Annotated in this window: 9 protein-coding genes, 16 tRNA genes and 3 rRNA genes; 4 read left to right on the top strand and 24 right to left on the bottom strand. The window is 42.4% G+C overall.

Annotation, left to right across the window (positions count from 1 at the left end; translation table 11 throughout):
* Positions 1–505: 505 nt before the first annotated feature.
* The gene (locus NSS81_RS17605; protein ID WP_342429955.1) at positions 506–1756 is read left to right on the top strand and encodes an amidohydrolase family protein; all 1251 of its coding nucleotides are present in this window, start codon (positions 506–508) and stop codon (positions 1754–1756) included.
* A 226-nt stretch (positions 1757–1982) separates the two neighbouring features.
* On the opposite strand, the gene NSS81_RS17600 is transcribed toward NSS81_RS17605, so the two are convergent.
* The 20 genes from NSS81_RS17600 to NSS81_RS17505 all read right to left on the bottom strand — a co-directional run bounded on the left by NSS81_RS17600 (position 1983) and on the right by NSS81_RS17505 (position 9822).
* Positions 1983–2064 (bottom strand) — tRNA-Leu (locus NSS81_RS17600).
* A gap of 21 nt (positions 2065–2085) precedes the next feature.
* Positions 2086–2171, bottom strand: a tRNA-Leu gene (locus tag NSS81_RS17595).
* Positions 2172–2213: 42 nt separating this feature from the next.
* Positions 2214–2284 (bottom strand) — tRNA-Cys (locus tag NSS81_RS17590).
* A gap of 8 nt (positions 2285–2292) precedes the next feature.
* Positions 2293–2367 (bottom strand) — tRNA-Gly (locus NSS81_RS17585).
* 4 nt (positions 2368–2371) lie between these two features.
* Positions 2372–2446: transfer RNA gene (locus NSS81_RS17580), tRNA-Gln, on the bottom strand.
* A 16-nt stretch (positions 2447–2462) separates the two neighbouring features.
* Positions 2463–2538: transfer RNA gene (locus tag NSS81_RS17575), tRNA-His, on the bottom strand.
* A gap of 15 nt (positions 2539–2553) precedes the next feature.
* Positions 2554–2627, bottom strand: a tRNA-Trp gene (locus NSS81_RS17570).
* Between the two features lie 60 nt (positions 2628–2687).
* Positions 2688–2772 (bottom strand) — tRNA-Tyr (locus NSS81_RS17565).
* A gap of 26 nt (positions 2773–2798) precedes the next feature.
* Positions 2799–2874 (bottom strand) — tRNA-Thr (locus NSS81_RS17560).
* Positions 2875–2884: 10 nt separating this feature from the next.
* A tRNA-Phe gene (locus NSS81_RS17555) sits at positions 2885–2957 on the bottom strand.
* A gap of 167 nt (positions 2958–3124) precedes the next feature.
* Positions 3125–3201 (bottom strand) — tRNA-Asp (locus tag NSS81_RS17550).
* A 3-nt stretch (positions 3202–3204) separates the two neighbouring features.
* Positions 3205–3278 (bottom strand) — tRNA-Met (locus NSS81_RS17545).
* A gap of 75 nt (positions 3279–3353) precedes the next feature.
* A tRNA-Val gene (locus NSS81_RS17540) sits at positions 3354–3429 on the bottom strand.
* A 40-nt stretch (positions 3430–3469) separates the two neighbouring features.
* Positions 3470–3544: transfer RNA gene (locus NSS81_RS17535), tRNA-Glu, on the bottom strand.
* 20 nt (positions 3545–3564) lie between these two features.
* A tRNA-Ser gene (locus NSS81_RS17530) sits at positions 3565–3656 on the bottom strand.
* A gap of 7 nt (positions 3657–3663) precedes the next feature.
* Positions 3664–3738 (bottom strand) — tRNA-Asn (locus NSS81_RS17525).
* A gap of 10 nt (positions 3739–3748) precedes the next feature.
* Positions 3749–3865, bottom strand: a 5S ribosomal RNA gene (gene rrf, locus NSS81_RS17520).
* Between the two features lie 129 nt (positions 3866–3994).
* Positions 3995–6932, bottom strand: a 23S ribosomal RNA gene (locus NSS81_RS17515).
* 194 nt (positions 6933–7126) lie between these two features.
* Positions 7127–8676, bottom strand: a 16S ribosomal RNA gene (locus tag NSS81_RS17510).
* Together the 16S, 23S and 5S rRNA genes with 16 tRNA genes alongside form the textbook arrangement of a ribosomal RNA operon.
* A 270-nt stretch (positions 8677–8946) precedes the next feature.
* The gene (locus tag NSS81_RS17505; RefSeq protein ID WP_342429954.1) at positions 8947–9822 is read right to left on the bottom strand and encodes a nucleotidyltransferase-like protein; all 876 of its coding nucleotides are present in this window, start codon (positions 9820–9822) and stop codon (positions 8947–8949) included.
* A gap of 151 nt (positions 9823–9973) precedes the next feature.
* On the opposite strand from NSS81_RS17505, the gene NSS81_RS17500 reads away from it, so the two are divergent.
* Complete coding sequence (locus tag NSS81_RS17500; protein WP_342429953.1) at positions 9974–10324, top strand: YgzB family protein; 351 nt, start codon at positions 9974–9976, stop codon at positions 10322–10324.
* Between the two features lie 60 nt (positions 10325–10384).
* Here the strand turns inward: NSS81_RS17500 and perR are convergent, their stop codons facing one another.
* The 4 genes from perR to NSS81_RS17480 form a co-directional block, all read right to left on the bottom strand.
* Positions 10385–10822: a peroxide-responsive transcriptional repressor PerR gene (gene perR / locus NSS81_RS17495; RefSeq protein WP_342429952.1), complete on the bottom strand. Its 438-nt coding sequence runs from the start codon at positions 10820–10822 to the stop codon at positions 10385–10387.
* Positions 10823–10933: 111 nt separating this feature from the next.
* Positions 10934–11482: a cob(I)yrinic acid a,c-diamide adenosyltransferase gene (locus NSS81_RS17490; RefSeq protein ID WP_342429951.1), complete on the bottom strand. Its 549-nt coding sequence runs from the start codon at positions 11480–11482 to the stop codon at positions 10934–10936.
* Positions 11483–11738: 256 nt separating this feature from the next.
* Positions 11739–12209 carry a thioredoxin-dependent thiol peroxidase gene (gene bcp / locus NSS81_RS17485; protein WP_342429950.1) on the bottom strand — a complete coding sequence of 157 codons (471 nt, stop codon included), beginning with the start codon at positions 12207–12209 and terminating at the stop codon, positions 11739–11741.
* 83 nt (positions 12210–12292) lie between these two features.
* A complete protein-coding gene (locus tag NSS81_RS17480; protein WP_342429949.1) occupies positions 12293–12640 on the bottom strand; it encodes a potassium channel family protein in 348 nt (115 codons plus the stop codon).
* A 228-nt stretch (positions 12641–12868) separates the two neighbouring features.
* Between NSS81_RS17480 and NSS81_RS17475 the strand changes: the two genes are divergently transcribed.
* Both NSS81_RS17475 and NSS81_RS17470 read left to right on the top strand, forming a co-directional pair.
* Complete coding sequence (locus tag NSS81_RS17475) at positions 12869–14164, top strand: glutamate-1-semialdehyde 2,1-aminomutase (RefSeq protein WP_342429948.1); 1296 nt, start codon at positions 12869–12871, stop codon at positions 14162–14164.
* Between the two features lie 280 nt (positions 14165–14444).
* Complete coding sequence (locus tag NSS81_RS17470) at positions 14445–18914, top strand: glutamate synthase-related protein (RefSeq protein ID WP_342429947.1); 4470 nt, start codon at positions 14445–14447, stop codon at positions 18912–18914.
* The last annotated feature ends 121 nt before the right edge of the window (positions 18915–19035 follow it).

The following is a 19035-nucleotide window of genomic DNA, read 5'->3' as shown; positions in this document are numbered from 1 at the left end:
ATATGTAATAAAAAGTATTAACTAAACATAAAAAAACTCCTATTTTAGAAGTTATAGACCTTGTTATGCTCCCTAAACAAACAAGTCTTCTACAAAGGAATTTTAACTTTGAATAATAAAAGTATAGGTCAAGAAATGTTATTGTGTCAATGCTTATCGTAGAGACAGACACAAGTATTATTTCTTATTTCGTGTCCACGGTGTACCAAAACCTGGTAGTGCCTAGCGATCTAGTTCATATACCATTTAATGGCTTGTTTTTTGTTTAACAATTATTAAAGTTATACTTCTTAGCAGCACAATCGGTTCCTATTTATCCAGTTCAATTAAATTTAGGTGCCAAGTTCACTATTATACCGATAGACAAAATCCGCCAAAATTTTTTTTGCCTTTAAAACTGTTATAATTAAGGAACACATCGTATTCTAGACTAATGGTTTCTATTGATACAATTTTGAAATAATAAGCAATACATAAAATGATGATGCAAAGGAGCTATGTATATATGAAAAAATATATAAATGCGACTATATATGGAGACCCAGAATCTCATGAAATTTTAGTAGAAAATAATCGTTTTAAAGCAATAGGTAATGATTTAGGCAACGCTGATGAAGTGATTGATTTAGATGGCTGTTTGGTATTGCCGCCATATGTTGACCCTCATCTACACTTAGATTATATCTTTTCCGGGCTAGGTGAAGGAAATGCAAATGTTTCAGGTACGTTATTTGAAGGTATCCAGCGTTGGAGTGATAATAAGAAATCGTTGACGGAAGAATTAGTACGGGAGCGTGCAATTAAAGGGATTCAAAAAGAAGTGAGTAAAGGTGTTCAATTTATTAGAACACATGTAGATATTACGGACCCTAATCTCACCGGGATGAAAGCTTTAATTAATCTGCGTGAAGAACTGAAAGATATCGTTACATTACAACTTGTAGAATTTCCTCAAGAAGGATTCTTTCGATATAAAGGTGCAGAACAATTAATGGAAGAGGCACTTAAAATGGGGGTTGACGTAGCTGGAGGAATCCCTCACTTTGAAATCTCATATGAACATGGTGTTGAATCATTAAAACGTATTGTTGACATGGCAAAAAAATATAATGTAATGATTGATATTCACTGTGATGAGAACGATGATCCAAATAGTCGATTTTTGGAAGTGTTAAACGCGTTTGTGATGGAAAAAGACTATGGGATATACACAACAGCAAGCCATACATGCAGCTTTGGTTCAGTAGAAAACAGTTATGCAAATAAAATGTTAGGGTTATTTAAAGAATCACAAATTAACTTTATTTCTTGTCCAACTGAAAACGCACATTTACAAGGACGAGGCGACAGTTATCCGAAACGCCGTGGCTTAACCCGAGTTAAAGAGTTATTACATAATGGTAATAATGTCGCATTTGCCCAAGATTCCATTGCAGATTACTGGTATCCATTAGGGAATGGAAATATGATGAACATTTTAGACAATGGGATTCATTTAGCACATTATACACACGTTGATGAAATTAACAAGGCGTTCGACCTAATCACATGTAACGGTGCAAATATAATGAGAGTGAACGATGAGTATGGCATCGAAGTAGGAAAAGCCGCTAACTTTATCGTTTTAGATGCAAAAGACCCATATGAAGCAATTCGTGAGCGTGCGGAAGTACTTGCATCCATTCGTAATGGAGAATATCTGTTTAAACGTAAACCAAGAAAAAATGAAATAGAAATTGATTTCCTAAAACAATAATAACTTTTCGTAAATTATCTCTAAAGCCTTTCCCCCCTCAACACTACTGTCGAGGGGGTTTTTCTTTGAGAAAATTCGAAATATCTTTTAATCTCTGCCCTTGTCCATCCGTCTAAAACATTAAAATTAATAAAACTTAACTAATTCTTCAATCATTTTGGTGCAAAAAAAACGAGACAAGGTATTAGACCCTGTCTCGTTTCTTTTATTTTTGTCTTAGATATGATACCGGTGGTCGGGGTCGAACCGACACTCCTCACGGAACACGATTTTGAGTCGTGCGCGTCTGCCAATTCCGCCACACCGGCAAATTAACATTTGAATAGTAATGCCGAGAACCGGAATCGAACCGGTACGGTAGTCACCTACCGCAGGATTTTAAGTCCTGTGCGTCTGCCAGTTCCGCCACCCCGGCGATGTCTAAATAGATATCGAAATTCAGCATGAATAATAATTAAGGCGGCAACCGGATTCGAACCGGTGGTAAAGGTTTTGCAGACCTCTGCCTTACCACTTGGCTATGCCGCCATACTACTTGGAGCGGAAGACGGGATTCGAACCCGCGACCCCCACCTTGGCAAGGTGATGTTCTACCACTGAACTACTTCCGCAATTTGGCTGGGCTAGCTGGATTTGAACCAACGCATGTCGCAGTCAAAGTGCGATGCCTTACCGCTTGGCTATAGCCCAATAATAAAATTATTTATGGGGCGACTGATGGGAATCGAACCCACGAATGCCTGAACCACAATCAGGTGCGTTAACCACTTCGCCACAATCGCCACAAATAAATTATTTGGCAGGGGTAGTAGGAATTGAACCCACACCAAAGGTTTTGGAGACCTTCGTTCTACCTTTAAACTATACCCCTATAACTGGAAATTTTCACTTTCTTGAGAAACTTGGTTATTTTCACTGTCGTGAAAAAACTTGGTGGTGGGGGACGGATTCGAACCGCCGAACCCGGAGGGAGCGGATTTACAGTCCGCCGCGTTTAGCCACTTCGCTACCCCACCACATAAATATGCGTAAAACAAAAAAATGGTGCCGGCGAGAGGACTTGAACCCCCAACCTACTGATTACAAGTCAGTTGCTCTACCAATTGAGCTACCCCGGCAAAAAAAAGGTGGCGCAGGACGGAATCGAACCGCCGACACAAGGATTTTCAGTCCTTTGCTCTACCGACTGAGCTACTGAGCCATACTTAAAGTGTTTCCTAAACTTTTATTGCGACCGATACCTTTGCTCAAAAGAACTTCCGTTCTTTTTCGCAGATTGCCGCAGAAGCTATATCAGTGATGTGAGCAATCTGCTCTACCGACTGAGCTACTGAGCCATAATTATTGTTGTGTGCCATTTAAATAAAATGGCGGTCTGGACGGGACTCGAACCCGCGACCTCCTGCGTGACAGGCAGGCATTCTAACCAACTGAACTACCAGACCGTATTGCGGGGACAGGATTTGAACCTGCGACCTTCGGGTTATGAGCCCGACGAGCTACCGGACTGCTCCACCCCGCGACAGTAAAAAGTATTAAGTTTTGTCTATGCTCATAGTTACCATAGACTGTATCAATCTTATTAAGATTGAATAAATGGTGGAGGATGACGGGCTCGAACCGCCGACCCTCTGCTTGTAAGGCAGATGCTCTCCCAGCTGAGCTAATCCTCCACAGAAAATGAAAGTAATTTTCGTTAACACGAAAGAACTTTGGTGACCCCTACGGGATTCGAACCCGTGTTACCTCCGTGAAAGGGAGGTGTCTTAACCACTTGACCAAGGGGCCATATAATAAGGAAAGTTTTATGGCGGAGAGCAAGGGATTTGAACCCTTGAGACAGGGTTACCCGCCTACACGATTTCCAATCGTGCTCCTTCGGCCACTCGGACAGCTCTCCATAAAAATGGCTCCGCAGGTAGGACTCGAACCTACGACCGATCGGTTAACAGCCGATAGCTCTACCACTGAGCTACTGCGGAATAAAAAACAGCCTGGCAACGTCCTACTCTCACAGGGGCGCCTGCCCCAACTACCATCGGCGCTGAGAAGCTTAACTTCCGTGTTCGGTATGGGAACGGGTGTGACCTTCTCGCCATAATTACCAGACTATTGATAAGACATATTTTATTATAATGTCTTTTTAAGATTTTGCAAGAGAAAATTAACAAAAAGTTTCATTCCCTCAAAACTAGATAATGCTTGAAGAAGAAAGTAAAACAAGTTCGCCTTTTAAATATGGTTAAGTCCTCGAACGATTAGTATCAGTCAGCTCCACACGTCACCGCGCTTCCACCTCTGACCTATCAACCTGATCATCTTTCAGGGTTCTTACTAGCTTGACGCTATGGGAAATCTCATCTTGAGGGGGGCTTCATGCTTAGATGCTTTCAGCACTTATCCCGTCCGCACATAGCTACCCAGCGATGCCTTTGGCAAGACAACTGGTACACCAGCGGTGCGTCCATCCCGGTCCTCTCGTACTAAGGACAGCTCCTCTCAAATTTCCTGCGCCCACGACGGATAGGGACCGAACTGTCTCACGACGTTCTGAACCCAGCTCGCGTACCGCTTTAATGGGCGAACAGCCCAACCCTTGGGACCGACTACAGCCCCAGGATGCGATGAGCCGACATCGAGGTGCCAAACCTCCCCGTCGATGTGGACTCTTGGGGGAGATAAGCCTGTTATCCCCGGGGTAGCTTTTATCCGTTGAGCGATGGCCCTTCCATGCGGAACCACCGGATCACTAAGCCCGACTTTCGTCCCTGCTCGACTTGTAGGTCTCGCAGTCAAGCTCCCTTGTGCCTTTACACTCTGCGAATGATTTCCAACCATTCTGAGGGAACCTTTGGGCGCCTCCGTTACTCTTTAGGAGGCGACCGCCCCAGTCAAACTGCCCACCTGACACTGTCTCCCACCCCGATAAGGGGTGCGGGTTAGAATTTCAATACAGCCAGGGTAGTATCCCACCGACGCCTCCACCGAAGCTAGCGCTCCGGCTTCTCAGGCTCCTACCTATCCTGTACAAGCTATACCAAAATTCAATATCAGGCTACAGTAAAGCTCCACGGGGTCTTTCCGTCCTGTCGCGGGTAACCTGCATCTTCACAGGTACTATAATTTCACCGAGTCTCTCGTTGAGACAGTGCCCAGATCGTTACGCCTTTCGTGCGGGTCGGAACTTACCCGACAAGGAATTTCGCTACCTTAGGACCGTTATAGTTACGGCCGCCGTTTACTGGGGCTTCAATTCAGAGCTTCGCTTACGCTAACCCCTCCTCTTAACCTTCCAGCACCGGGCAGGCGTCAGCCCCTATACTTCGCCTTGCGGCTTCGCAGAGACCTGTGTTTTTGCTAAACAGTCGCCTGGGCCTATTCACTGCGGCTCTTCGAGGCTATTCACCCCAAAGAGCACCCCTTCTCCCGAAGTTACGGGGTCATTTTGCCGAGTTCCTTAACGAGAGTTCTCTCGCTCACCTTAGGATTCTCTCCTCGCCTACCTGTGTCGGTTTGCGGTACGGGCACCTTTTATCTCGCTAGAGGCTTTTCTTGGCAGTGTGGAATCAGGAACTTCGGTACTATATTTCCCTCGCTATCACAGCTCAGCCTTCACGAGAAGCGGATTTTCCTACTTCTCAGCCTACCTGCTTAGACGCGCATATCCAACAGCGCGCTTACCCTATCCTCCTGCGTCCCCCCATCACTCAAACGATAAAGAGGTGGTACAGGAATATCAACCTGTTGTCCATCGCCTACGCCTTTCGGCCTCGGCTTAGGTCCCGACTAACCCTGAGAGGACGAGCCTTCCTCAGGAAACCTTAGGCATACGGTGGATGGGATTCTCACCCATCTTTCGCTACTCATACCGGCATTCTCACTTCTAAGCGCTCCACCAGTCCTTACGGTCTAGCTTCAACGCCCTTAGAACGCTCTCCTACCACTGACACCTAATGGTGTCAATCCACAGCTTCGGTGTTACGTTTAGCCCCGGTACATTTTCGGCGCAGAGTCACTCGACCAGTGAGCTATTACGCACTCTTTAAATGGTGGCTGCTTCTAAGCCAACATCCTGGTTGTCTAAGCAACTCCACATCCTTTTCCACTTAACGTAAACTTGGGGACCTTAGCTGGTGGTCTGGGCTGTTTCCCTTTTGACTACGGATCTTATCACTCGCAGTCTGACTCCCACGGATAAGTCTTTGGCATTCGGAGTTTGTCTGAATTCGGTAACCCGATGAGGGCCCCTAGTCCAAACAGTGCTCTACCTCCAAGACTCTTACAACGTGAGGCTAGCCCTAAAGCTATTTCGGAGAGAACCAGCTATCTCCAGGTTCGATTGGAATTTCTCCGCTACCCACACCTCATCCCCGCACTTTTCAACGTGCGTGGGTTCGGGCCTCCATCCAGTGTTACCTGGACTTCACCCTGGACATGGGTAGATCACCTGGTTTCGGGTCTACGACCACATACTAAAAACGCCCTATTCAGACTCGCTTTCGCTGCGGCTCCGTCTTTTCAACTTAACCTTGCATGTAATCGTAACTCGCCGGTTCATTCTACAAAAGGCACGCCATCACCCATGAACGGGCTCTGACTACTTGTAGGCACACGGTTTCAGGATCTGTTTCACTCCCCTTCCGGGGTGCTTTTCACCTTTCCCTCACGGTACTGGTTCACTATCGGTCACTAGGGAGTATTTAGCCTTGGGAGATGGTCCTCCCAGCTTCCGACCGGATTTCTCGTGTCCGGCCGTACTCAGGATCCACTCAGGAGGGAACGAAGTTTCGACTACAGGGTTTTTACCTTCTCTGACGGACCTTTCCAGGTCGCTTCATCTACCCCGTTCCTTTGTAACTCCATGTTGAGTGTCCTACAACCCCAAGAGGCAAGCCTCTTGGTTTGGGCTATATCCCGTTTCGCTCGCCGCTACTCAGGGAATCGCGTTTGCTTTCTCTTCCTCCGGGTACTTAGATGTTTCAGTTCCCCGGGTCTGCCTTCCATACCCTATGTATTCAGGTAAAGATACTGCTCCATTACGAACAGTGGGTTCCCCCATTCGGAAATCTCCGGATCAAAGCTTACTTACAGCTCCCCGAAGCATATCGGTGTTAGTCCCGTCCTTCATCGGCTCCTAGTGCCAAGGCATTCACCGTGCGCCCTTTCTAACTTAACCTGAAAGGTTTTGTTTCTTATTGAAAAGAAACGACTTGCTAAATGGCGATTACTTGGTTTTACTATTGCTTCTTCTTACGATTATCTAGTTTTCAAGGAACGAATAAAAAAAGTTTTGAGAGTTTGATCTCTCAAAACTAAACAAACAAGAGTGCGTCAACAGTTATCTGTCACTTAAGACAGGATATTCCTTAGAAAGGAGGTGATCCAGCCGCACCTTCCGATACGGCTACCTTGTTACGACTTCACCCCAATCATCTGTCCCACCTTAGGCGGCTGGCTCCTTGCGGTTACCCCACCGACTTCGGGTGTTACAAACTCTCGTGGTGTGACGGGCGGTGTGTACAAGGCCCGGGAACGTATTCACCGCGGCATGCTGATCCGCGATTACTAGCGATTCCAGCTTCATGTAGGCGAGTTGCAGCCTACAATCCGAACTGAGAGTGGTTTTATGGGATTCGCTTAACCTTGCGGTTTTGCAGCCCTTTGTACCACCCATTGTAGCACGTGTGTAGCCCAGGTCATAAGGGGCATGATGATTTGACGTCATCCCCACCTTCCTCCGGTTTGTCACCGGCAGTCACCTTAGAGTGCCCAACTGAATGCTGGCAACTAAGATCAAGGGTTGCGCTCGTTGCGGGACTTAACCCAACATCTCACGACACGAGCTGACGACAACCATGCACCACCTGTCACTCTGTCCCCCGAAGGGGAACGTCCTATCTCTAGGAGTGTCAGAGGATGTCAAGACCTGGTAAGGTTCTTCGCGTTGCTTCGAATTAAACCACATGCTCCACCGCTTGTGCGGGCCCCCGTCAATTCCTTTGAGTTTCAGCCTTGCGGCCGTACTCCCCAGGCGGAGTGCTTAATGCGTTAGCTGCAGCACTAAAGGGCGGAAACCCTCTAACACTTAGCACTCATCGTTTACGGCGTGGACTACCAGGGTATCTAATCCTGTTTGCTCCCCACGCTTTCGCGCCTCAGCGTCAGTTACAGACCAGAAAGCCGCCTTCGCCACTGGTGTTCCTCCACATCTCTACGCATTTCACCGCTACACGTGGAATTCCGCTTTCCTCTTCTGCACTCAAGTCCCCCAGTTTCCAATGACCCTCCACGGTTGAGCCGTGGGCTTTCACATCAGACTTAAGAGACCGCCTGCGCGCGCTTTACGCCCAATAATTCCGGACAACGCTTGCCACCTACGTATTACCGCGGCTGCTGGCACGTAGTTAGCCGTGGCTTTCTGGTTAGGTACCGTCAAGGTACCGGCAGTTACTCCGATACTTGTTCTTCCCTAACAACAGAACTTTACGACCCGAAGGCCTTCATCGTTCACGCGGCGTTGCTCCGTCAGACTTTCGTCCATTGCGGAAGATTCCCTACTGCTGCCTCCCGTAGGAGTCTGGGCCGTGTCTCAGTCCCAGTGTGGCCGATCACCCTCTCAGGTCGGCTACGCATCGTTGCCTTGGTGAGCCATTACCTCACCAACTAGCTAATGCGCCGCGGGCCCATCTATAAGTGACAGCCGAAACCGTCTTTCAGCTTTCCCTCATGAGAGGAAAAGGATTATCCAGTATTAGCTCCGGTTTCCCGAAGTTATCCCAGTCTTATAGGCAGGTTGCCCACGTGTTACTCACCCGTCCGCCGCTAACCTTTAGGAGCAAGCTCCTAAAGATTCGCTCGACTTGCATGTATTAGGCACGCCGCCAGCGTTCGTCCTGAGCCAGGATCAAACTCTCCAAGAAAGTTGATTAGCTCATTTTGTTACGTTGGCTTAACTTCATATAGAAGTTAAAAATATTGTTTGTTGACGTTCTTGTTTGTTTAGTTTTCAAAGAACAAAATCACGTTATCGCCCATAAGCGACTTTCTTAATATATCACAGAGCAATATATAATGTCAATCTTTTTTTAAAAGATTAACCGTCACTCACGAAAGCATTAAATGTTTGTTTCGCAGCGACGGTTATTAATATACCAAGTATCCTAGAAAAGGTCAATAGATTTTTTACTTTTTTACAATAACTTTTCATTCACTTGATAACATCTGTGGAAGATCCCTTGCCCCTTGGTTTCTAAACTAACAACATCCACTAATCCTTTATCAATCAAATACTCAATTAATACAGCCAAATCTACAGAATAAGGAATTAATTCTTCTTCATTCATGATTTCATTAAAAGTCCAATACTCTTTTTTGTTAAGTATCATCAATAAATGCTTTGACCCAATATTTGTTCTAGAATGAATCATAAACTCGTTTGCTAGAAACAGTAGTTCTAGTCTTTTTTCAATTGTCTCTTCACTATTAACAAGTTCCTCATATAATTTAAATATTTCTGGTTCAATTTGTTTAACCTGTTGCCAAACGGTTAACTCTGGATGAAGCCCATTTTCAATCACCGCAAGTCTTGCGAGGTGATGCAGGGAATGAACGACATGGTTATATGCATCCAGAAACTGCTTTTTCTCAAAAAGACCCTTACCATCCACATAACGACGAACCAATTTAGCGAATTCTAGACCCATTTTTACCTTTCGCCCGTAAAAAGGAAATTCACGCAGTTCAGTTTTTAAATTGGCAACATATTCATTCCGGTCAAATAATACTTTAGCATTTTGTAGCCATTCAAAGACTTTACGATTAGTACCTAATAGAATCCATTCTTTTAAATGAGCCTCCGTAACGATATGCATCGCAGCCTTTTGGTCATTATATGTATAATGTTTAATTAATAATGGCCGTTCTGCTTCTTTAATAATAACCAATAATATTACATCAAAGGTATCTGTCGTATGACTTGATTTTTGTCTTTTTTCAACCATTAAAACTCCAAGTGTATTTGATTGACTGGCCCTCTCTTGATAAATCGGACGAAGAATGTCTTTCATTCACAATTCCTCCATTTTTCTTTGGTAGCTTATATGTTCGACAGGAATAAAATAATCTCCTTCTTTATAAGGAGACAAAATTCGACAACCCTCAACATAACGTTTATTCTCCTACATAAATTATGGTATAGTTTCTCTAGGAGGGAGAAATATGCCTAAATATTCAAGTAAGATAAATAAAATTCGTACATTTGCACTTTCTTTAATTTTCATCGGTTTTATTGTAATGTATGGTGGAATCTTCTTTCGTAATTCTCCACTTATTATGACCATCTTTATGCTTTTTGGTCTTCTATTTATTATTGCCAGTACCGTCGTTTATTTTTGGATTGGAATGTTATCAACCAGATCGATACAAGTAACATGTCCAAGTTGTGGAAAGCATACTAAAATGCTCGGCCGGGTAGACATGTGTATGTATTGTTCAGAACCAATAACATTAGACCCTGACCTTGAAGGTAAAGAATTCGATGAAACATATAATCGGAAGTCAAAAAAATAAAAGCTATTTCTGTTAGAAATAGCTTTTTGCTTTAGTAATAATTAATTATTCCGCCACTAATCAATGAACCTCTTTACTTGTACATTCTGGACAGGAACCATAAATCTCTAAACGGTGATTTGTAACTTTAAACCCCGTTACATGCGAAGCCAGCTGTTCGACCTCGTCTAAGCCAGGATAGTGAAAATCTACGATTTTACTACACTGCTCACAAATAACATGATAATGATGTGTAGTAACAAAATCAAATCGTGCAGAAGCATCACCATAAGTTAATTCTTTCACTAAACCAACTTCACGAAATACTCGTAAATTATTGTAAACTGTCGCCACACTCATATTAGGGAATTTCCCTTCTAGGGCTTTATAAATATCATCTGCTGTAGGATGTGACATCGAGTTTATTAAATATTCAAGTATCGCATGACGTTGTGGAGTTATACGAACTCCTGTATCCTTTAAGGCATCCAACGCTTCTTTTAACTGATTCATCGCCATGCACCTCTTTTCTAAAAAATATTCTTAAATTATAATTGTTATAATTAGTTTACTAACTGATTAATACTTTTGTCAATATTGTAATATCAGAATTAATAAAAGATGCTAATTTTATTGATGCAAGTTTTGCTCGGGATAGCCCAATTCATGATTTACATACCTTGCAGTTACAAATAACAGATCTGAAAGTCGATTTAAATAAGCTAATACAAGCGGATTGACATCATCCCCCAATGTCACTGCACATCTTTCTGCTCTCCTAGCTATCGTGCGAGCAACATGGAAAGCTGCACCCGCTGCATGCCCTCCAGGTAAAATGAAATTTGTCAGTTCTGGAAGATGCTCGTTTAATTCATCAATATGTTTTTCCATTTCCTCTATATCTGAATTTTTAAGAGACCACTTTACTTCCTTTCCTTTAGGTGTAGCTAGCTCTGCACCGACATGAAAAAGGTTTGTTTGTATTTTATGATACATATTATCTATTGATTCTTTTTTCTGTAAAAGTTCTCCTTGTAAATAACTCATTGCTAAACCAATCATCGAGTTTGTTTCATCACAGGTTCCATATGCCTCTACCCGCAAGTCATTCTTTGCCACTCTTTGCCCATAGATTAAAGAAGTAGTTCCCTTATCACCAGTTTTTGTGTAAATTTTCATTGATAACTCCCCCTGTTTTTTATACATAGTAACCTTTGCAATAGATTAATACTCCCATTTCATTAATAATAGCATTTTTCCCAACACTAATTAAATCTGAGGCCAAGTACTTTGGATAAAAGGCATAAAAAAAAGGGCCGCTAACGACCCTAAAAGTTTAATCTGAGGAGGTATGCCCTAATAAAATGATATTCAATTTCCGTATCGTTGCATTGGACAAAAGCCTTTACTATAGAAAATAGGCTAAGAAGTGGGATTAATTAAGGTTTTCACGTATATAAGATAATGCTTCCTCAACATGTCCGTTAACTTTTACCTTTCTCCACTGCTTTACTAAGTCACCTTCCTTATTAATAATAAAAGTAGACCGTTCAATTCCCATATACTCCTTACCAAAGTTCTTTTTTAATTTCCAAACATCATACGTTTCAGCAACATGGTGATCTGTATCAGCAAGCAGCAAGAATGGCAGACCGTATTTGTCAACAAATTTCTTATGACGGTCAACCGGGTCAGGACTTATTCCTAATATAACAGCATCGACCATATTAAATTGTTCCATTTGATCTCGAAAATCACAGGCTTCTGTCGTACAACCTGGTGTCATATCCTTTGGATAAAAATAAAGAACTACATTGGTACCAAGATAATCTGATAATTTCACTGTTTCTCCACTATTTGCCTCTAGTGCAAAATCAGGAGCCTGCTTTCCTATTTCTACTGTCATTTCTAATCACCCCATGAATAAAATTTCTCTCCTCCATAGCGTAACGAAAAATAACTGACATGACAAATATTTGGCGGTACTCCCTATTTCCTTTCCAATATCGCACGCGCAACAAACGCAGCAGGTAACGTATATCCAATTAACGCTTCAACTACAGCTAGTACCCTGCCAACCCCCTGCGGAATGACGTCGCCGTTACCAACAGAAAATAGCGTCATAGCACTGAAGTAAAAGCTTGTTTCAAACATGTTATATTCTTTAGCCTTATTCGTTTCAACAATTAAAGACATTCCCTTTAACTCAAACAACAAATAAATAAGTCCGAATCCGATAATAACCGTCAAATAGATGGACCCTAAATATAGAGCATTTTCAATGGAAACAAACTTTCCTCTTATTGTGTTCGGGATAAATAAAGTTCTCAAACTCATAAATATGCAAAAAATAACGACTGGAAGCAAGAAATAGAACACTAGCAACCACCTCAATTAACATTAGATAGTCTATTTCTATGCATAATAGGATGATAAAATATCAAAAATGAGACAAACATATTTCACTAGATAAGGAAGTCATAAGAAATTCTAAAATTCATTCAATCTTTATCTCGATAAATTTAATGATAAAATAAGAAAGAAATGATCTTTAGGAGGAATAGTATGCAATTTACAAATTCAGAACGGATACATAGTGAAGCACTTGAACATATAGTAGGTGGAGTGAATAGCCCCTCTCGTTCCTATAAAGCAGTTGGCGGCGGTGCTCCGGTGGTGATGGAACGTGCACAGGGTGCCTATTTTTGGGATGTTGACGGAAACCAGTATATTGATTTTCTTGCTGCATACGGCCCGATCATTACAGGACATGCTCACCCGCATATAACAGAAGCCATTAAACAAGCTGCCGAGAGCGGCGTCCTTTATGGTACACCAACACCCCACGAGGTGAAATTTGCAAAAATGTTAAAAGAAGCGATTCCTTCATTAGAAAGAGTTCGCTTTGTAAATTCAGGTACGGAGGCCGTAATGACAACCATTCGTGTTGCACGCGCCTATACCGGCAGAGATAAAATCATTAAGTTTGCGGGCTGCTATCATGGTCACTCTGATCTAGTTCTAGTTGCTGCAGGTTCAGGCCCATCTACACTCGGAATCCCTGACTCCGCCGGTGTACCAAAAAGTATTGCTCAAGAAGTAATTACTGTGCCCTTTAATGATATCGAACCTTTTAAGGAAGCTTTAGAAAAATGGGGCAATCAAGTTGCGGCTGTTTTAGTTGAACCGATTGTTGGGAATTTTGGAATTGTCGAACCAAATCCAGGGTTTTTACAGCAGGTTAATGATCTTACCCATCAGGCCGGCGCACTAGTGATTTATGATGAGGTAATTACCGCCTTCAGATTTATGTATGGTGGTGCACAAGATTTATTAGGCATCCAACCTGATTTGACAGTCCTCGGAAAAATTATTGGGGGCGGCTTACCTATTGGAGCTTACGGCGGACGGCAAGAAATTATGGAAACCGTAGCACCGTTAGGTCCTGCTTATCAAGCAGGAACAATGGCTGGAAATCCTGCCTCTATTCTCTCCGGGATTGCTTGTTTAGAGGTATTAAAGCAAAATGGAATTTATGATTATTTAGACCGTTTAGGAGCCTTACTTGAAAAAGGAATTTTAGAGGCTGCTAAGGAACACAATGTCCCAATTACCATTAATCGCTTAAAAGGTGCACTAACCGTATTTTTTACAAATGAAAAAATAGAAAACTATAAACAAGCAGAAAACACGGATGGAGAAATGTTCAGCAAATTCTTTAAGCTCATGCTCCATCAAGGAATTAACCTGGCTCCATCAAAGTACGAAGCCTGGTTTTTAACGATTTCTCATACCGAAGAAGATATAGAAGCAACACTCCATGCAGTAAACCATGCATTTTCTCAGCTGCAAAGCGAATAAATATACACTATTTTATACATTAAAGGAAGTGAGATTCACTTCCTTTAATCTCTCCTACTCTTTGAAAACGGTTACATTAATAGCTTTTTGAAAAATAAAGAACAATAACAATCGGATTTTATATCCATATTTTTGTATAATTATTTGAATTCTGAATATTCTTATGATAATATTAAAATGTTATTTAATAATAACCCATAAACATTATGCCCCGTCAATTTACCAATTCAATCTAGGAGGTGAGCGGCTTTAGAGGATTACCTGCTCAAAGCCAAACAATATGACTAAAAAATGGAACCCTTCCTGCTTTAAAGATTTCCATAATCATGAACATGATGCCTGCGGAATTGTCGCATCCCTTGAAAAAATAAAACAGCCTACTAGAAAAAATATCTTCGATTGTATAGATGCCCTTGTGACGATGAATCATCGCGCAGGTTTTATCAATGGTGAGGGTGACGGCGTAGGAATTCATCTGGATATTCCAGCTAAACTATGGAAAGAAAAACTACAGAATGCTGGTGTTGACCCAACGCTCGTTGACAAAGAAGGCTTTGCTGTAGGTCATGTTTTTATCAGCCAAAAAGTTGATTGGACTTCTGTTAAAAAAGAACTGATTAAGAAACTAGAAAACTATGAATTAGAGGTAGTTTTTGAAACGAATTTGGTAACCGACTCCACTAAATTAGGTCCGATTGCTATTCAAGAAAACCCTGTTTTCTGGCAATTTGCTTGCCTTTCAACAAAAAAAGGGAAAGATTTAACGAATATCCTCTTTCAGGCATTGATTGATTTAGAAAAAAATGAGGATGTTCATGTTGCGTCACTTAGCCAAAACCATGTCGTATATAAAGTAATGGGCGCTGGGGATATTCTGCCTCGCTATTATCAGGACCTGGCTAATCCACTGGTTGCCTCTACTATGACATTAGGTCATAATCGGTATTCCACTAACACTCTATCCAGCTTTTTCCGTGTTCAACCCTTTAGTGTTCTTGGACACAACGGAGAAATTAATACCATTGCCAAACTTCGTGATGAAGCGAAAATGATTGGTGTTCCTCTCGTTCAAAACGGAAGTGATTCACAAGATCTTAGCAGGACAATGGAAACCCTAATCTGCAGAGAAGGATATTCCTTATTCGAGGCAATGGAGCTTCTATTTCCGCCAATAATTAATGAAATCAAAGCTTATTCTAACGACCTTCAGGACCTCTACACCTATTTGCGTGAGGGCTGGGGACATTTTGCACAGGGACCTGCAGGAATTATTTCCAGATTTGGTGATGAAGCAGTATTCAGTGTCGATGCGTTGGGGCTTCGTCCGCTGTGGATGTTAGAAACAGAGAGCTCTTACCTATTTTCCTCTGAACCAGGAATCATTCCTTCAAGTGAATTCATAAATAATCCTAAGCCTTTGGCGCCCGGTGAGAAAATCGGTTTTAAATGGAATGGTCATATTTTAGAAGTTTTCGAGCAAGACCGCTATCAAAAGGAAGTTTATCGCCGCTTTTCTAGCCGTTTAAATCTACAGGACTCAAGGGTACGTCTAAATACACCCGCTTTAAAAAAGAGTATAACTATGAATTACCCCGACAAAATTCATAATGGACAATATAAAGCCTTTGGCTGGGAACGTGATCATATCCAATTGATCGAGCAGATGGCGGAAAAGGGTGCTGAACCCATTCGTTCTCTCGGACATGATGCACCGCTGGCTGCTCTTAATCCTGAACGAAAAAATATTGCCGATTATATCAAAGAAAGTGTTGCTGTTGTAACAAACCCAGCCATTGACCGTGATCGTGAAACAGAACATTTTTCAACACGAGTCATTATTGGTAAACGACCAACTTTATTCAAGAGTCAACAAACAGAAACGGTTCTTGAACTAACAACACCACTTCTTTTAGAAGGAAAAGCAGGATACAACTGTGCAGAATCCTTGGGTCAGCCAAGCTTTGACCAACTGGTTCAGCATTTCCAAACAGAAAATCTAACAGCGTTTATTTCAACTACATTTACTAAAAATGAAAAGGTTGATGCAGCCCTAACGAGAATTGCCAGTGAAGCAGTTGAAGCAGTCCGTGCAGGAAAAAGCCTGCTTATCCTTGATGATGCAGCAGCACATCAGCATGACTTCTATTGGTTAGACCCGCTTCTTGCTACTTCAGCAGTTGATCAGGCTTTGGTTACTGAAGAACTGCGGAGAGATTGTTCATTACTAGTACGTTCAGCTGCAATTCGTTCCCTTCACGATATCGTAACGGTATTTGGATTGGGAGCAGATTTGATTAGCCCCTATTATATGTTTATGACTGTGTTCGATGAATCTACACAGCCCTTAATCAACTTATATAGTGCTCTATCAAAAGGGATTGAAAAAGTCATCTCGACCATTGGCATCCATGAATTACGTGGTTATGGCCGACTCTTCTCGAGTATTGGATTACATGAAGACATCGCACACGTGTTAAACATTGTTAACTTCTTTGGTTCAAACGAGATGGAAAATGATTTTGAAGCGATGAAGGCAGATGCTATATCACGAGCTGAAGATTACCAAAATGAAAATGAACGAGTTGGCAAAACCTTTCACCTCTTTCCACGAATTTGGAAAGCAATCGGGGAGGTTGCTGCAACAGGTGATTACAGTGTTTACCGTGATAAAATTAGTGAACAAGAACTATCAAACCCAACAACTATACGTCATTTAATTCAATTAAAAGCGAATAACCAAACTGTGTCACCAGAAGAAGTAGACATTCGGGTTGGCGATCATGATTTGCCGTTCCTTATTTCCTCCATGTCATTTGGATCACAGAACGAAACCGCCTTCAGAGCCTATGCTGAAGGTGCTGACCGCTTAAATATGGTCAGTTTAAATGGTGAAGGCGGAGAAATAAAGGATATGTTAGGTAAATATCCTAAAACCAGGGGACAGCAAGTGGCATCCGGCCGCTTTGGCGTTAATGCTGAACTCTTGAATTCTTCTAATCTTTTAGAAATTAAAATTGGTCAGGGAGCAAAACCTGGTGAAGGCGGACACCTGCCAGGCTCTAAGGTTACAGCTAAGGTTGCTGAAGCACGTAATGCAACACTTGGTTCAGACTTAATTTCACCATCAAACAATCATGATATTTACTCAATTGAGGATTTGGCTCAAATGATACTAGAATTAAAAACAGCAAATGACCAAGCGAAAATTGCTGTTAAGGTTCCCGTTGTCCCTAACATCGGAACGATTGCTGTTGGTATTGCTAAAGCCGGTGCTGATATTATCACACTAAGCGGTTTTGACGGCGGTACAGGCGCAGCAAGAATACATGCACTTGCGCATGTCGGTCTACCTGTAGAGATTGGCGTTAAAGCTGCACATAATGCCCTCCTTGAAAGCGGCCTGCGTGATAAGGTGGAAATCTGGGCAGACGGCGGCATGAAGAGTGCCATGGACGTTATGAAGATCATGCTTCTTGGGGCAAACAGGGTTGGTTTCGGAACCTTATCGATGCTTGCCATTGGTTGCACCACTTGCCGCGGATGTCATTTGGACACCTGCCACGTTGGAATAGCAACACAAATTGAGTCAGAGGTTCAAGCTAAGGAACATGGCCTGCGCCGTTTTGTTCCGCGTCAGCTAGAATTAGCTGTTAATGGGATCATGAATCTCTTTACATCATTCGGAAATGAATTAAAGGCACTAGCAGCATCAATTGGTGTTAGTAATTTACAGAATGCTGTGGGTCGTTCAGATTTGTTAGAGCAGGTTAGAGGTAAAAATCAGCTTAGTCTGAATTACTTACTAAAGCCATTGGAAATTAGCCAATTTTCAAAAACTGCTGAAGTAAAACCTTTCCAAGAGGTTCAAATGCAAGTAGCAGCTGGAGCGGAGTATTTGGATGGTAGTGTGGAACAATTAAACTCTGATCGTGAGTTTGATCGTATCACCTCTGAACAGCGTGTCTTAGGTAGCCGGGTTTCTTGTCACCGAGTACGTGATAGACTGGACGGTTCGTATAAGCAGCTCGCTCCGGTTCAACTAAAATACAAGAACGGCTCCATTCCTGGAAACGGCTTAGGTGCCTATAATAGTGAAGGAATTAATATTTCCGTAAACGGCGGCGGTCAAGATGGTGTTGGAAAGACTTCCTTCGGCGGTAACATTTTTATTCTTAAATCTAAAGGGAAAAACGGCCACTATTATAATGGGTCAGTAGGAAAAGGTTTTGGTTACGGGGCACAAAAAGGGATGCTTGTTGCACAAGGTGATGCTGACGCACGTGCTGGAATACGTCTTTCAGGAGCGGATTTACTTGTTGGCGGATTTGTAAAGCAGCCAATCCCTGAGAAAGAGGCTGGAAACATCGGTGCAAAGGCAAATATTAAAGGCTTTGCGTTTGAGTACATGACAAACGGCCGGGGATTAGTTTTAGGAGACCCAGGTCCATGGATTTGCGCAGGAATGACTGGTGGGGTAGTTTATGTCCGCCATCAGCCTGAGGTTGGCTTAACGAAAGCAGCGCTATCAAGAAGAGTCGCAAAAGGCGCCAAGGTTTCTATCACCGAATTAAATGAAAATGGGAAGAGTGACGTAAAGGAGTTATTAACTAAATACACTAATTTACTAGAAAATGATGGGCAGGAAGAAGAAGCCAGTCAGCTTCGTGCATTACTAAAAAACCCAGAAAATCACTTCTTGCAAATTGTACCAGTAAAAGAACAAGCTGACCCAGCTGTATCTACTGAATGAAAAAATAACGTCCGCCACATTGGCGGACGTTACTTTTGTTTAGATTTTTGTCCAAAATTCGAAAATTTAAATTTCATGTAAAATCTCTTGATAATATGTATGAATCCATGTATAGTACGAA

This window comes from Neobacillus sp. FSL H8-0543, from assembly GCF_038592905.1.
Classification (GTDB): domain Bacteria; phylum Bacillota; class Bacilli; order Bacillales; family Cytobacillaceae; genus Neobacillus.
This window is presented reverse-complemented; position numbering and strand designations above follow the sequence as displayed.

Coding starts and splice junctions, on each gene's coding strand:
- NSS81_RS17605 (WP_342429955.1), top strand. CDS start 506: ATGAAAAAATATATAAATGCGACTATATATGGAGACCCAGAATCTCAT.
- NSS81_RS17505 (WP_342429954.1), bottom strand. CDS start 9,822: ATGAAAGACATTCTTCGTCCGATTTATCAAGAGAGGGCCAGTCAATCA.
- NSS81_RS17500 (WP_342429953.1), top strand. CDS start 9,974: ATGCCTAAATATTCAAGTAAGATAAATAAAATTCGTACATTTGCACTT.
- perR (WP_342429952.1), bottom strand. CDS start 10,822: ATGGCGATGAATCAGTTAAAAGAAGCGTTGGATGCCTTAAAGGATACA.
- NSS81_RS17490 (WP_342429951.1), bottom strand. CDS start 11,482: ATGAAAATTTACACAAAAACTGGTGATAAGGGAACTACTTCTTTAATC.
- bcp (WP_342429950.1), bottom strand. CDS start 12,209: ATGACAGTAGAAATAGGAAAGCAGGCTCCTGATTTTGCACTAGAGGCA.
- NSS81_RS17480 (WP_342429949.1), bottom strand. CDS start 12,640: ATGAGTTTGAGAACTTTATTTATCCCGAACACAATAAGAGGAAAGTTT.
- NSS81_RS17475 (WP_342429948.1), top strand. CDS start 12,869: ATGCAATTTACAAATTCAGAACGGATACATAGTGAAGCACTTGAACAT.
- NSS81_RS17470 (WP_342429947.1), top strand. CDS start 14,445: ATGACTAAAAAATGGAACCCTTCCTGCTTTAAAGATTTCCATAATCAT.